Raw genomic sequence first — 13,414 nt, forward strand, 5'->3', positions numbered from 1 at the left:
GCAAATCATGCTCGCTGCAACGCGTCGTCGGCAAATTCCTTTCCCGCCGCGTCCCGCTCGCACGCATCGGTTTCTCCACCGGGTGCGTCAACGTCGCCATTCCGGCCCATCAGGTCGTCATGCCAATGGGTACGGAACGCCATCCAAGAGGCGTGATCCTGGAAGGCAACCTCGGCGAACCACTCGACCGTGACGGCGCCGCTCGGCCAGTAGCGTTCCTGGTCATGCCAGCACACGACAGGCCAGCGCGGATTGCGGTAGGAGCGGCCGGTCTCATCATGCAGCGATGGCCGGCCGAGATGATTGATCAGCCATGACATCACCTCGGGCAGGAACGTGGCGGCAAACGACACGCCATGGCGGCCGAGCCGCTGCGGCATGCGCATGACGCGCTGATCGATGATGGCGAAGGCCGGCGGCACGGCGCCGACGTTGAACTGCCTGATCATCAGCAGACGGAAGCCGCAGTCGCAGAGCTCGGCGGGAACGGCATGGATCGCCGTCGGCTGCAGCGGAGCCGTTATGTTCATACCAGTACTCCCTTCGCCTGTCCGAGCGCGAGGTCGATGGCCTGCTGCAACGCTGTGCGCGTCGGCACATCGCTGCGTTTCAGATAGGCGGTCAGAGCGCGTGCCATCCCTGTCTCCCGTCGGCATCTGCACGTTGCTGGTCGCAGCCTGCGCAGATCGCCTTGCGTGGAGACGGACATCCGGTCCAAATCCGACGCGACGAAAATCAACAATCCCCGACATTGCTGCCGGTCAGGGAGGACACATCAAGTTTCGTGCCAGATGCGGCGGTCAGTGGAGGCGATGGCCGTCGGCGTCGTCTTCCGGTGTCGCGAGCTGCGCGATCGGGCTGGATTGGTGGTGGATCATCCGCCAGGCGCCGTCGATGCGCGCGAAGTGATTGGCCGCGGCGAGCGCCGCGCCGTCCACCAGCTCGATGCAGAGCACGTGACCATGATCGCCGTCGACGATCGCGTGCGGATCCGCGCAGACGATGTTCGGCCGACCCGGGTTGGCGAGGATGTCGCGCCAGCTGCCGATCACGGCGGCGCGGCCGACGATCGCCGGCCAGCCGGGATGAATGCAGGAGATGCCGTCGCGATCGGCCCAGAGGGCGACGAGCGCCGCGAAATCACCGTCCGTGAAGGCGGCATAGAAGGCCGCATTGGCGGCCAGGATCTCGCGGTCATCGCTCATCGTGATGGCGTGAGCCAAGCCGGTGCGAAAATCAAGCAATGTTTGGAAACGCACATCCGCGCGCCTGCGAAAACTTGCAAGCTTTTTGCAGGACGCGGTCGAGACGCGATCGCAACGCATCAGCCGAGGTCCTGCCATGCTCGAAACGGCCATTGTCGGAGGTGGATTGTGCGGAATGGCACTTGCGCGCAGCCTGCAGCAGCGCGGCAGCACGTTCGCTTTGTTCGAAGCCCGACATCGCCTGGGCGGACGGGTGCTGTCGGCCAGGAGCAAGGCGGGGCTTGCGCTTGACCTCGGCCCGACCTGGTTCTGGCCGGACACCCAGCCGCTGCTGGCCAGCCTGGTCGCGGAGCTCGGCCTGTCCGACTTTGCCCAGCACGATGACGGCACGGTCCTTCATCTGGAAGAGGCGGACAAGCCGGCCGAGCAGATCAGCGGGCCGCCGGTCCACCAGGGCGCGCGTCGGCTCTCCGGCGGCATGACGAAATTGATCGAGGCGCTGGCGCGCGATCTGCCGCAGCCCTTCATCCATCTCGGCCATGAGCTGATGCGTATCGTCGATTGCGGCACGCATGTGCGGCTGATCTTCGCCACAGCAACGGAATCGGTCGCGATCGAGGCCAGGCGCGCCGTGCTCGCGCTGCCGCCGCGGCTGCTGATCGACCACGTCGGCTTCTTTCCCGCGTTGGACGACGCGACCTTCGAGGCGATGCGTGGCGCCGAGACCTGGATGGCTGCGCAGGCCAAGGTCGTGATCGCCTACGACCAGGCGCATTGGCGCGACCAGGGCCGGTCCGGCAATGCATTCGTCAGCCACGAGCAGGCCGTGATCGGCGAGATCTTCGATGCCTGCGATGCCGGCGGCGACCGCGCTGCGCTCGGCGGCTTCCTCGCGTTCCCGCCCGATCTGCGCGCGACCTTCAGCGTCGGGCTGCCGTTGCTGATGGACAGCCAGATGGTGCAACTGTTCGGCTCCGCGCTGGAAGGCGGTGAGCAGCACTATCAGGACTGGGCGGCCGAGCGCTTCACCTGCAGCGCACTGGATCGCACCACGCCGCGCGGCGAGCACAGCGAGATCGCCAATCCGATGCTGCGGCGGGCGCTATGGGACGGGCGGTTGCATCTCGGTGGCGCCGAAACCGCAAGCCACGCGGCCGGCTATCTCGAAGGTGCCCTGAACGCCGCCAGGCGCATCGAGCGCGCGATGGCCCGGGTGATCAGCGAGACCGCCGGGCCGCGCCCGGCCGCGGCGATCGGCGACGGGCTGTCGGGCAACGCAGCGAGTCTCGCCTGGTTCGGCGCCTGGGTCGCCGCGCAGCGCGATGCCGCGTTCGACGATTATCGGCAGCGGCTCAACCGCGGCCTCGCCGCGCAGCAGCGCGAGCAGCTGACCCAGCTCGCTCTTCTCGGGGCCACCGAGCAGGTGTTCGCTGCGGCGCTGCAGGTGCTGGACGCACTGACCTTCGACATGCGCGACGTCGCCGTCGAACGCGGTCGCTCCGCCCTGATGCCCGAGATCCAGAAGCCGTTTCGCGACGTCATGCAGTCGCTGCTCGACGACGCCGTCGCGTTCAACCGCACCTCCTGCGCGCTGTCGAACTTTCCGTTCGAGCACAAGCCGTCGAAGGATTATCTGCAGACGATCCTGCGCGACATCGCCGCCGCCTGGCAGGAGTTCTCGCTCGCCGCGAACCGTCTGCTGCTGGCCAAGGCGGAAGCGGCGATGCGCCCGCCGACGAGAGTGTCGTCGTGAGTCGGACGGCATCGAGGTGCGAGCCATGAGGCTGCAGATCGAACGCCCCACCATCGAGACGATGGCGGCGGCCTTTCCGCACCTCGCTCCGCTCATGGAGCAGTTGCGCTTCGGCGACAAGGTCGAGGTCAACCTCGCGCAGCTCGCGGGCGCCGAGCTCGACCTCCTGCGCGACAGCTACCGTGGAGCGGTGACCGATGTCCGGCGCGCGCCGTCGGCTATATCAGCCCCAGATGTGGTGCAGTGCGTGGTGGTGATGATCGACGACGGTCGAAGAATGCGCCGCTGCCGTGGTGTGGGTGGAGGTCGAGTTGTGGGCGGCGGCCGTCGTGTTGTTGTGGTGATGGTGCGAAGAGCCTTGAGTGGTCGTCTTGGTGGTCGTCGATGTCGTATTGCCGGTGGCGTTGGTCGCGGTCGTCGTCCCGGCCTTGGTCGTGGTTCCGCCGCTCGATGTCGCGGCCGTGGACGTGCTGGTACCGCCGGTGCCGTTTGCGATGTTCGGCGTGGCCGTGACCTTCGTCGTCCCCTGGGCGAGGCCGGCGACCGATGTCGCCTTGGAGACCGTCGTTGCCGATCCGACATAGGTCGCGCCGCCGATCGCGATGTTGTTGCCGCTGACGTCGTTCGCGTCGGCGACGAAGCCCTCACCGGCAGCCGTCAGCATCGCGAGGTCCGAAGTGAGCGCCGCGCCGGTATCCCCGTTCAGGATGCCCTGCAGTCCCTTGATGGCGGTGGCGGAGTCCGCCTGCAGCGTGCCATTGTTGAGCTCGTTGTCGAAACGGCCCTGGAACACGGCGCCCTGGGCGGCATCGAAGCTGGCACCGAAATTGTTGTAGTTCTCGATCTGCGTGATCAGCGCCTGGCTGGCCGTACCGCTGCCGTTCACGATCGCCATCAGTTGCGCGTTGATCGTGTTCGCCTCGGCGACGAAGGTGGCCCAGAAATTGGTTTGCGCCTGATTGTCTTGGAACCGCGTGACCGTGCCGGTGAGGCCGCCCGGATCCTCGGCGAAGCCGCCGGTGTGGCCCGGATTGCCGTTACCGCCGGCCGCGACGTTCAAAGCGGCGTCGTTCTGGACGATGTCGATGATGTCGAGCAGATTGTCCGCCGTGCCCCGCAGCGCGGTGGTGTTTCCGGTCGCGGCGGCGGCATCGTATTTCTCGAGCTGCAGTGTGACCTGATTCAGCACCGTCTGGAGGTGAAGCGTCGTGGCGGCTGCCGCGTTGGTGGTTTCTCCGGCTTCGATGTGCGCGAGCAGGGTCGCGTTGGCGAGGATGGCCGTGAGGCCCGATTGCACCGCCGTCAGGTCGTTGGTCACTTGGGTCAGATTGGTCGCGTTGATGCCGCCGGAGATGACGCTCACTGCGGCATTGAAGACCTCGCCGACCACCTTCAGGCTGGTGCCCGCCGTCGCGGCCGCGAGCGTGGTCGGATCGTCTGCGCCTGCCGGCAGGTTCTGGAACGCAACGTCGGTCGCGCCGGTATTGGCGGTGAAGGTGACGTTGTTGAGTGCCGCCGACAGATGCGCGTCGTTGTTGATCTCCGACAGGATCTCGGTCTGCAACGCGTGGATGGTCTGCGACGCCGCCGACAATGTCGTCGCATTCGTGGTCTGCGCGGCCGCGGTCAGCAGCGTGCCGAGCTGGGTCTGGACGTTGGTCAGCGCGGCGATGTCTGTGGAGTTCAGCGCAAACGTTTCGCCACCGATCGTCACGTCGTTCGGGTTGGCCAGGATGGCCGCGATATCGTTCTGCACCGCATGGATGTCAGTGGTGTAGTTCGACAGGAAGGTGTTCGAATTGCCGCTGCCTTGACTGCCGGAATAGAGGCCGAGCGAGATGCGAACGGCGTCGTCGAAGACGACGCCGGCTTGAACCAGATCGGTCGACAGATTGAGCGCACTCGCTCGCGTGAGCAGGTTGGACGTGCCGTTGGCGAGCGCAGTCGCATTGAAGTTGGTGGCCATTCGATCGTCTCCTCACACTTTACTGCTGTCGCGGCATGACAATCCTGGTCGGCAATGCATCTGCGTTCGCCTGTATCGCTTCGATGCAGGTCGTCGGGATGGTGCATGTCGTGACGTGAGGAGCTTTGTAGTTACACAATCGGGCCGTCGGCCGCTGCAAAGTCGTCATCGAACGGGCAGCGGGCCGGCTTTCCAGTCTGTTTGTTTCTGTCTGGCGGAGGAGAAATATTCGTTGGGCGCGTGCGACGTTCTGCCGCATGCCTGATTGGGCGCTGCATCCTGCTCGTCGGTGAATAGAATCATTTGCAACTAACAGCGCCGCGCTTCGTGATGATGCGCGGCTGAAAGAATATAGCGTTGGCGTGCCCCGCCGCTGATGCCTCGTGACATGCCTGCGCTGAAGAGTGGCGCGCGACGGCTTGCAATATCTGCAGTTCGGATGTATGAGCGTCGCCCGTTTCAATACTCAAAGCGTTCAACGCGAGAGGCCATCAGCCATGTCAAGTCCACTGTGCGCGACACGATCCGTGCCGACGCCCGCAGTGCGTTCGGCTGACAGTCACTCCATCATGTTGAACGACCATGGCACAGTCATTGATGGCGCGCCGGCGGGAGGCCGAGCGCGCGCGGGTTGAAGCCTATCAGCTGACGCTGCGCCGCGCGGTGCGGCCGACGCGTTCGCCGCCGGATCTGCACAATGCGATCCGCGAGGCGCGGCGCGGCTTCGAGGCTGACATCATTCGCGATCCAGAAGGCTGGAAGCCCCAGTTGAAGACGCGCGACGCCGCGCGGCTGCGGCTGGCGGCTGCGCGTCATCTGTTTGGCCGCTATTCGCTGGCCCAGCACCTGGAGCTGATCTGGATCGATGACGGCGGGCTCGGCCGCGACGAGACGATCCTGCGCAAGCGCTGGTACATCGCGGTCGCCGGCGGCGGCTCGCTGTACAAGGCAGGCGCCTCGGCTTGGCTGTCGCGCAAGGAGGTTCACGCATTTCTCCATCCGCTCGGGCAGGTCGGCTTCGACGAGGCGATATGGCAGGCGATCGCGCGGTCCTACACGAGCGATCCGGCGATCGTGTTGCGGATTGCCCGGTCCAGGATTGCGCGGACGCCGCGCGGCGAGATCGCGTTCTGGCGCGAGGCGGCGCAGTTCTTCTGCGCACATCCGACGACGGGCGAGGAGATCGACGATCTCTGCGACTACATCGCGCATCGTCGCCGGCGCGAGCGCCAGTTCAGCCTCAAGGGCCGCTCGCTGGCCGCGCTGCGCCGGCTGATGAACGCATGGCATCGTGATCTCGCGGTGATCGCGCGCATCGAGGCGGCGCGCCGGCGGGCCGAGATCGCCCGTGGCCGCATGGCGGCACGGACCGCGGAGCCAGCGCATTGGCCGGGGGCCGCGCTGACGGACTGGTCATGGAGCCCGTCGAAGGGCTCGGCCACGCGCGACGCGTATGTCATCATGCAGTTGCGGACCGCCGAGGATCTCGTCGCGGAGTCCAGGGCGATGCATCACTGTGTCGCGAGCTACGCGGACAAGTGCATTGCCGGCCACGCCTCGATCTGGTCGCTGCGCTATCGTCACGCCGGCAAGACGCAGCGGCTGCTGACGATCGAGCTCAACCCGCGGCACCGCGCGGTTCAGATCCGCGGCTTCGCCAACCGCGTCGCTAACGCGGACGAGCGCAAGGTCCTGGAGCGCTGGGCCAAGGCGCGCGGGATCGAGCTGCCGCAGACATGAGCTGCGTCGCCCCTGCCGGGCGACGCAGCTCGTACGTCGGTATCAATGTCCGTCGATCGCGGCCGCCTTGGCGCCGCCGGCGACGGAGTAGCGCATCGGGACCTTGCGGGTCTTCAAAAAGGCTTCCAGCGTCTCGCCGCGGAAGGCTGCGTAGACCTCCGGGTTGGAGACGCCGATCACCGCCGCCATCTTCTCCAGCACGAAGAAGCTGACCCCCCGCCTGATCATCTCGATCCAGCGGCGGTTGCGGATCAGGTCGCGCTCCTCGTCCGTGAGACCGTGCTCGTCCGCCAGCGCGTCGAATTCCGCAACGAATCTCGCGCGATGCGCGGGGATGACGAGCCGGTGCAGGAAGTCGTTGATGCGGAAATTGGCCTGGCTGCGGCCATGGGTGAACGGATAGGTACCAGCCAGCGTCTCGGCGCCCGCGAGCTCATGTCCGATATGCGCGCGATAGGCCGCGACCTCCCGTGGGTCGGGCGCGCCGCCGAGATCCTCGAACACGAGGGTAGCGATGTTGGTCACCGACGGTGCGTAGGTCTGCCTGTGCACGAGCTTCACGTTCTCGGACAGCGCGCCGCGCATGATCAGCCACATGATCACCTCGGCGCCTTCCATGCCGCCCTTGATTGCATAGTCGGCGATCCGCATCGCAGTGAGCCGCTCCGGGTCCTTTTCCAGCAGATCGAGGAATTCGTTGTCCCAGTCCTCGTTGAGAAAGCCGGCGCGCTCGCCGTGAACCTGGTGCGACAGCCCGCCGGTGGCGAAGATTGCCACTTTCAGGTCTTCCGGATAGCTCTCGATCGCCTTGCGCAGGGTCTTGCCGAGCTTCCACATCCGCTTCGCATTGGGAATCGGCAGCTGCAGCACGCCGACCTGCAGCGGCACCACCATGCCCGGCCACGGGCCGCTGGCATCGCCCATCATCGACAGCGGCGACAGCAGGCCGTGATCGACCGGCTTGCCCTGGAAGAACGACATGTCGAACTCGTCCGCCATCATCGCCATCGCGATGTGCTGCGACAGGCCGAGGTGGCCCTTCGCCGGCGGCACGTCGCGCGGTCCGCCGCCTTCGTCGGCGGCGACATAGCGGTCGTCAATGCCGAGCGCGAAGGCGGAGTAGTGATCGAAGAAGAACGAGGTGATGTGATCATTGTAGATCATGAACAGGACATCGATGTCCTTCTGCTTCACCCAGTCGCGCACGACCGCGAAGCCGTCGAAGATCGGCTTCCAGGCCGGGTCGTTCTGCTTGTTGGTGTCGCGTGCGAAGCCGATGGTGGGCGAGTGCGATGCGCCGATGCCGCCGATGATCCGGGCCATGTGTCCCTCCGCGAATGGGCCGCCGCTGACTGTCACCCCCGGCCGCGCCGGGACGGACCATACGAAGTTTCCCCTGCTAGACAATCATGCTAACGTGCACGGATCGTTTCTCTCGATGAACGAGCGGCTCTCGGATGAAATGGCGGATCGAGGACATTCCTGTGTTCCATGCGGTGGTGGCGACCGGCGGCATGACCGGCGCCTCGCGGTCGCTGGGCATGCCGAAATCCTCGGTCAGCAAATCGGTCGCCCGGCTCGAGCAGGATCTCGGCATCCGGCTGTTCGACCGCAACTCGCGGCGCGTCCGGGTGACCCGCGAGGGCGAGCTGTTCTTCCAGCAATGTCAGAAGATCCTGGATCAGGTCTCGGAAGCCGACGCGGTCATGACCGGGCTGGTCGGCGTGCCCAGCGGCCGGCTGTCGGTGGCGCTGCCGCCGGCGTTCTGCGAGGAGATCCTGGCGCCGCAGCTCGCCGAATTCCACCGCCGCTATCCGCGCATCGAGCTCGATGTCGAGGCGACCACGCGCGCGATCGACATGCTGGCCGACCGCTTCGACATCGCGGTCGTGGTCGGCGTGCAGGAGAATTCCGAGCTGGCGCAGAAAGTGCTGATCGGCGGCCGCCTGATCTGGGTGACCAGCCCCGCCTATCTCGCCGCGCACGACATCGGCGAGGACGTCCGCGCGCTGGAGCGCCATCTCATGATCTGCGAGCGGCGCTATGGCGATCGCACCCTGATGATCAAGCAGCACGGCCATCTCGTCCGCTTCGACGTCGGTGCGCATGTCGCCCGCATCAACAATCCGCTGGCGGTGCGCCGCGCCGTCGCCCACGGCGCCGGCATTTCCTTTCTGCCGGAGCACTATTGCGTCGAGTTGCTCGGCGAGGGCCGGCTGGTCGAGATCGGCAGGGGGGTCGTGTTCGACACTCGCGCCGCCCAGCTGACCGCGATCTTTCCGAGCCGCAAGCTGATCTCCTCGCGCGCCCGCGTCTTCCTCGACTTCCTCGAGGAGATCTGTGCCGCGTCCGCGCACACCCTGATCGGTCAGACCTGAGGTGCGCCGTCCGTCTGTCTCACGCAAGCCGATGGAATGACGGCGGCAATGGCTCTCGCACCAGTTCGCTCAAATTGAGCGTTTCACCGCTGTCGGCGATATCCGAGAACAGCACCTCGATGAAGGGATGCTGCCGGTTGGATGCGGCGCCGCGCCGATATTTCCTGCTCACGATCCGCTCGATCGCAGCAAGGTTCAATTGTCCCAGCGCATTGTATTGGACACGAAACAGGCTCTGCCGGCTGCCCGTGTGCTCGATCGACTCGGCCCAGATGTCCATCACCTTGCGGCTGACGAAGGCCTCGACGCCGACGGCGCCATCTTGGGCGAGCAGGCGCAATCCGTCCATCGTATGCGGCTGCTCATCGACGCGAAATTGGCTCAGCGACATCGGAGATCCCTTTCTGTTGCGTGCATCGGCGGTCTCACGGGAGAGTCGAGAACGGCGATCGGCGCATCGAACGTGTAGGAGAGCCCTGACGGCGCATAGGTCAACTGAACCTCGCCGCCGAGCTGCACGCCGAGCGTTTCGATCAGCCGGGTTCCGAAGCTTCGGCTGGCGGGCTGTTGAACGACCGGGCCGTGTCTTTCGGTCCAGGCGAAGCGGACCCGGCGTTGGTCGACGGTCCAAAGCAGATCGACGCGTCCTTCCGGCACGGACAGCGCGCCGAACTTCAGGGCGTTCGTGCATAGCTCGTTGAGCGTCATCGCGAGGGCGATGACGGCATCCGGCGTCACCAGCACGTCGGGTCCGGTGATCGCAAAGCGTGAGTCGTCGGGCGTGTCGAAGGCCTGGACGGACGTACGAATCACCGTGCGGAGATCGCCGCTGGACAATTTCGCTTGCAGGAGGAGATCGTGTGCCCGTCCGAGGGCCAGGAGCCGCCCGGAGATGGCATGCTGTGCATCCTTGGTCGCCGGCACGTTGCGGAGGCTCTGGGAGACGATGGCGGTGACCGTCGCGAGCGTATTCTTGATGCGATGGTGCAGCTCCTCGAGAATGAGCTTTTGCAGCCTGCTCGCCGTCTCGCGTTCTCTCGCCTCGATTTCGGCCTGCTCGGACCGGGTCTTGGCATTGCTCTCGGCCTCGGCGAGCAGGCGCTTCAGCCCGATGATTTCCGTCAGCAGAAAGTCGGGATCCACGACCGTGCCGTGAGGAGGCTCTGTGGTGAGGTTGATCTCGAGCATTGGCTGACATGTCCTTGCACCGGATGCCGCCCTCGGCGGGCACGATGGTACGCAGGAGCAGGCCGCCCCAGCGTCACTTCGTTCGCGAACGGACACTTCCGTTGAAATGCCCGAGTATCTCGGCGGCGTTTGCGAGGATGGTCGCCTTCCTGATCGCGGCAGCGCGCTCGCCGCCTTGCTGCATCAGGCCCGCCGTCTCCAGCGCATTCTCCGCCCTGGTGGCGAGCGTCGCGTGCAGCGATGACCGCTCTCGCTTGGCCGGCTCGGACGGCTTGTCGGGGTGACCTGGCGCAAGCGCCCCGCTGCGAACGGCGGCCACCGGATCAGAATCGCGGCGACGATCGGCAGCCCAAAGAATGGCGGCGCCAGGAGCGGTCGCACCAACCACGCGCGCACTGGACGTGGTGGTGTTCGAAGAGGTGTTCGAAGTTTTCGACATGCTGTCCGCCTTCTGGTCGCGGCGGGAGCGCATGGCTCTCAGTCACCGATGGCAGCCGGGGGACGCGCGGTGATCATCAACATATGGTGTGTGCGCGCGCAATAGCGAGGTCCAGCCGAAATTATTTGCCGTGAGGATCCGGTCGCCGCCATCGCCTGAAGCGAGAGCGAGTCTGGCCCTGCGGCTCATCCGACGTTCGTAGCATCGTTGCATCGACATGCGAACGTCGGACGCTTGGCTCATTTGTAGATCATGTGCAGTCCTGATCACGATGCCTTGGCATGAGTCAGACGTCGGACGTGTTATCGGCCGATTCCGACGCTCACGCCGGGCGCGTGGATGCCGATGCCGCCACGATCTTCATAGTCACGTCCTTCATAGCCACGCCGCTCGTGCCGGCCATAGCCGTAGGCGCCGCGGTCTTCGCGGATGATGACACGGCGTTCGCGGCCTTGGCGCCAGCAGCGGCCGTTCTCGTTGCAGACCATGCGAACCTGCTGGATGCTGCTCTCCGGGAGGATCGATATTCCGGCCGTGAGCGGGGCAGCGGAGGCGGCTGCGGCCATCAATGTGCTCGCGGCGGCTGCGAGCGTGATCGTAAGAATCTTCATGGTCATGACATGACTCCGGGTGCGGGGATTGCGTCATGGAACCAATCTGCTGGCCATCCCATGGTTCCCCGGCGGTGGCATTTGTTTTGGCGTCGAACGGCTGCCTGTGCGGCGCTGTGGCGACATCGGACAGGACGCTGTTGGTCTCGAGCGGCACACGGACGGGCATGCCCGTCAGGTAACGACCCGCGCCGCTGATGACTTGGGCGAGGAAGCAGTTTAAGAAGCGCGGCTCTTGAATCCGCAGGGTCGGGCGAGGAGGCCGCGATGAATTTGCGCGAGCAGTGGGAAGCAGAGGCCGGCCGGTGGCTCGCCTGGGCGAGAGCGCCGGGTCACGACAGCTTCTGGCGCCACCATCGCGAGCAATTCAGCCGCTTGCTGCCGCCGCCCGGTGCGCTCACGCTCGACATCGGCTGCGGCGAGGGCAGGCTGTCGCGACATCTCGCCTCCGAAGGGCACAGAGTGGTCGGCGTCGATGCATCGCCGTCGTTGATCGCCGCGGCCCGGGCGGCCGATCCCACGATCGGCGTCGTGCGTGCGGACGCGGCCGCGCTGCCGCTGGCCGATGCATGCGCGGATCTCGCGATCGCCTTCATGTCGCTGCAGGACGTTGACGCGATGCCGGCCGCGGTGCGCGAGCTTGCGCGGGTTCTCAGGCGCGGCGGCCGCTTCTGCATGGCGATCGTCCACCCGCTCAACTCGGCCGGGCGGTTCGCGAGCCTGGCATCGGATGCGCCCTTCGTCATCCAGGGCAGCTATCTGGACTCCTACACCTTCAGCGACGCAATCGAGCGCGACGGGCTCAGCATGACCTTCCACAGCGCGCATCGCCCGCTGCAGAGCTATTTCGAAGCGCTGGAAGCGGAGGGATTCCTGATCGAGGCGCTGCGCGAGCCGTCCATTCCCGAAGCGATTATCACCCGCGACAGCAGCCGGCGCTGGCTGCGCGTGCCGCTATTCCTGCATCTGCGGTGCCTGCGCCCGTGACGCCGGAGCGCGGCGATGCTGCGCTCCGGCTGGCGAGGGTCATCCCCGCCGCGCTGCCTCGATGGCGGCGACGTCGATCTTCTTCATCGTCATCATCGCGGCAAACACGCGCTTGGCCTCGGCTCCGCCGGCTGCCATCGCGTCGGTGAGCGCGCGCGGCGTGATCTGCCAGGAGATGCCCCATTTGTCCTTGCACCAGCCGCATTGGCTTTCCTGGCCGCCATTGCCGACAATGGCACTCCAATAGCGGTCCGTCTCCGCTTGATCGTCGGTGGCGATCTGGAACGAGAAGGATTCGTTGTGGGTGAACGCAGGTCCGCCATTGAGGCCGAGACAGGGGATGCCACACACCGTGAATTGCACCGTCAGCACGTCGCCGGCCTTGCCGGACGGATAGTCGCCCGGCGCGCGGTGCACGGAGGCCACGTGACTGTCGGGAAACACCTCGGCATAGAACCGCGCGGCCGCCTCGGCGTCCTTGTCGAACCACAGGCAGATCGTGTTTTTGTGCTGTGCCATTGCAGGGCTCCCTTGCGTTCAGAGTACAGGCCGCGCTTCATCGCCTGATGGGCGGCCGTTTTGGACATGCTCGAGCCAGCCGATCTCGATCTGGCTGATCCAAGGACGGTCCGGAACGTCGCAATCCGACACCTCGATCGGAGATTCCATCAAGTTTTTTCGCGGGTGGTCCATCACCGTTTAGGGGGGAGTTTCACGTTGCCGCATCAGTGAGGTCGATGCGGCGTAGTTGCTGAGCGCGGCGGCGCGGTCCGGTGTGCCGATACGCGGCGACAAGGATGCCGGTGAGGTCGTCTGTCGGACACCTTGGTCCCGAGGCGAAAAGATTTCACTTGCTGTTTTTCAGAAATCATGTTTATCTCCACCCATCCCGCCTCGAGCAGAGGGACGTACGCGTCGTCACGAACGTGGAGGCGGGCTGCGATGGACGTGACGGCTGCGCCTGACGAGCGCGGGCGTTACGGACGGCGAAGTCGTGTGGTCCTGGCCTCTCGACGCTGAGGTCTGCGCAACGCGCCAAAGGCGCGTTGTCGCAAAATGGGGGCAAGAGAGCCGATCCCCAGGGAGAGCACGAAGGACACCGTTAAAACCGTTGCGCGGGGAAGGCCGGGTCTGTCCGGCTGTACCT

At 65.7% G+C, this 13,414-nt stretch carries 13 protein-coding genes; 4 read left to right on the plus strand and 9 right to left on the minus strand.

All coding sequences use genetic code 11. The annotated features are described in order from the left end of the window. Window positions 1-5: 5 nt before the first annotated feature. Window positions 6-524 carry a hypothetical protein gene (locus tag ACQR03_RS11610; RefSeq protein ID WP_316201584.1) on the minus strand — a complete coding sequence of 173 codons (519 nt, stop codon included), beginning with the start codon at window positions 522-524 and terminating at the stop codon, window positions 6-8. Window positions 525-800: 276 nt separating this feature from the next. After that, complete coding sequence (locus ACQR03_RS11615) at window positions 801-1,205, minus strand: nuclear transport factor 2 family protein (protein WP_315718215.1); 405 nt, start codon at window positions 1,203-1,205, stop codon at window positions 801-803. A 136-nt stretch (window positions 1,206-1,341) separates the two neighbouring features. On the opposite strand from ACQR03_RS11615, the gene ACQR03_RS11620 reads away from it, so the two are divergent. After that, window positions 1,342-2,958, plus strand: a complete 1,617-nt coding sequence (locus tag ACQR03_RS11620) for a flavin monoamine oxidase family protein (protein ID WP_316201144.1) — start codon at window positions 1,342-1,344, stop codon at window positions 2,956-2,958. Between the two features lie 223 nt (window positions 2,959-3,181). On the opposite strand, the gene ACQR03_RS11625 is transcribed toward ACQR03_RS11620, so the two are convergent. Beyond that, the gene (locus ACQR03_RS11625) at window positions 3,182-4,924 is read right to left on the minus strand and encodes a hypothetical protein (RefSeq protein WP_316201143.1); all 1,743 of its coding nucleotides are present in this window, start codon (window positions 4,922-4,924) and stop codon (window positions 3,182-3,184) included. Window positions 4,925-5,506: 582 nt separating this feature from the next. Here ACQR03_RS11625 and ACQR03_RS11630 point away from each other — a divergent pair. Next, window positions 5,507-6,664 (plus strand): PcfJ domain-containing protein, encoded by a 1,158-nt coding sequence (locus ACQR03_RS11630; protein WP_434841251.1) that lies wholly within the window; start codon window positions 5,507-5,509, stop codon window positions 6,662-6,664. A gap of 42 nt (window positions 6,665-6,706) precedes the next feature. On the opposite strand, the gene ACQR03_RS11635 is transcribed toward ACQR03_RS11630, so the two are convergent. Further along, window positions 6,707-7,987, minus strand: a complete 1,281-nt coding sequence (locus ACQR03_RS11635; RefSeq protein WP_316201141.1) for a gallate dioxygenase — start codon at window positions 7,985-7,987, stop codon at window positions 6,707-6,709. A gap of 134 nt (window positions 7,988-8,121) precedes the next feature. Here ACQR03_RS11635 and ACQR03_RS11640 point away from each other — a divergent pair, with 134 nt between their 5' ends. Beyond that, on the plus strand, window positions 8,122-9,042 hold the full coding sequence (locus ACQR03_RS11640) for a LysR family transcriptional regulator (RefSeq protein ID WP_316235195.1): 921 nt from the start codon (window positions 8,122-8,124) through the stop codon (window positions 9,040-9,042). A 19-nt stretch (window positions 9,043-9,061) separates the two neighbouring features. Here the strand turns inward: ACQR03_RS11640 and ACQR03_RS11645 are convergent, their stop codons facing one another. The 4 genes from ACQR03_RS11645 to ACQR03_RS11660 all read right to left on the minus strand — a co-directional run bounded on the left by ACQR03_RS11645 (window position 9,062) and on the right by ACQR03_RS11660 (window position 11,280). Further along, window positions 9,062-9,433: a signal transduction histidine kinase gene (locus ACQR03_RS11645; RefSeq protein WP_316201139.1), complete on the minus strand. Its 372-nt coding sequence runs from the start codon at window positions 9,431-9,433 to the stop codon at window positions 9,062-9,064. Then, complete coding sequence (locus ACQR03_RS11650; RefSeq protein ID WP_315718223.1) at window positions 9,424-10,230, minus strand: sensor histidine kinase; 807 nt, start codon at window positions 10,228-10,230, stop codon at window positions 9,424-9,426. The genes ACQR03_RS11645 and ACQR03_RS11650 overlap by 10 nt, the downstream gene beginning before the upstream one ends. A gap of 73 nt (window positions 10,231-10,303) precedes the next feature. Further along, window positions 10,304-10,702: a hypothetical protein gene (locus tag ACQR03_RS11655; protein ID WP_315750347.1), complete on the minus strand. Its 399-nt coding sequence runs from the start codon at window positions 10,700-10,702 to the stop codon at window positions 10,304-10,306. Window positions 10,703-10,971: 269 nt separating this feature from the next. After that, window positions 10,972-11,280, minus strand: coding sequence for a hypothetical protein (locus ACQR03_RS11660; protein ID WP_315718257.1), 309 nt, complete (start codon window positions 11,278-11,280; stop codon window positions 10,972-10,974). Between the two features lie 267 nt (window positions 11,281-11,547). Between ACQR03_RS11660 and ACQR03_RS11665 the strand changes: the two genes are divergently transcribed. Further along, window positions 11,548-12,267, plus strand: coding sequence for a class I SAM-dependent methyltransferase (locus ACQR03_RS11665; protein WP_315718225.1), 720 nt, complete (start codon window positions 11,548-11,550; stop codon window positions 12,265-12,267). Between the two features lie 39 nt (window positions 12,268-12,306). On the opposite strand, the gene ACQR03_RS11670 is transcribed toward ACQR03_RS11665, so the two are convergent. Continuing rightward, window positions 12,307-12,786: a VOC family protein gene (locus ACQR03_RS11670; RefSeq protein ID WP_315750348.1), complete on the minus strand. Its 480-nt coding sequence runs from the start codon at window positions 12,784-12,786 to the stop codon at window positions 12,307-12,309. Between the last annotated feature and the right edge of the window lie 628 nt (window positions 12,787-13,414).

Source organism: Bradyrhizobium sp. HKCCYLS3070, assembly GCF_051167575.1.
Classification (GTDB): Bacteria; Pseudomonadota; Alphaproteobacteria; order Rhizobiales; family Xanthobacteraceae; genus Bradyrhizobium.

Coding starts and splice junctions, on each gene's coding strand:
- ACQR03_RS11615 (WP_315718215.1), bottom strand. CDS start 1,205: ATGAGCGATGACCGCGAGATCCTGGCCGCCAATGCGGCCTTCTATGCC.
- ACQR03_RS11620 (WP_316201144.1), top strand. CDS start 1,342: ATGCTCGAAACGGCCATTGTCGGAGGTGGATTGTGCGGAATGGCACTT.
- ACQR03_RS11625 (WP_316201143.1), bottom strand. CDS start 4,924: ATGGCCACCAACTTCAATGCGACTGCGCTCGCCAACGGCACGTCCAAC.
- ACQR03_RS11630 (WP_434841251.1), top strand. CDS start 5,507: ATGGCACAGTCATTGATGGCGCGCCGGCGGGAGGCCGAGCGCGCGCGG.
- ACQR03_RS11635 (WP_316201141.1), bottom strand. CDS start 7,987: ATGGCCCGGATCATCGGCGGCATCGGCGCATCGCACTCGCCCACCATC.
- ACQR03_RS11640 (WP_316235195.1), top strand. CDS start 8,122: ATGAAATGGCGGATCGAGGACATTCCTGTGTTCCATGCGGTGGTGGCG.
- ACQR03_RS11645 (WP_316201139.1), bottom strand. CDS start 9,433: ATGTCGCTGAGCCAATTTCGCGTCGATGAGCAGCCGCATACGATGGAC.
- ACQR03_RS11650 (WP_315718223.1), bottom strand. CDS start 10,230: ATGCTCGAGATCAACCTCACCACAGAGCCTCCTCACGGCACGGTCGTG.
- ACQR03_RS11655 (WP_315750347.1), bottom strand. CDS start 10,702: ATGCGCTCCCGCCGCGACCAGAAGGCGGACAGCATGTCGAAAACTTCG.
- ACQR03_RS11660 (WP_315718257.1), bottom strand. CDS start 11,280: ATGAAGATTCTTACGATCACGCTCGCAGCCGCCGCGAGCACATTGATG.
- ACQR03_RS11665 (WP_315718225.1), top strand. CDS start 11,548: ATGAATTTGCGCGAGCAGTGGGAAGCAGAGGCCGGCCGGTGGCTCGCC.
- ACQR03_RS11670 (WP_315750348.1), bottom strand. CDS start 12,786: ATGGCACAGCACAAAAACACGATCTGCCTGTGGTTCGACAAGGACGCC.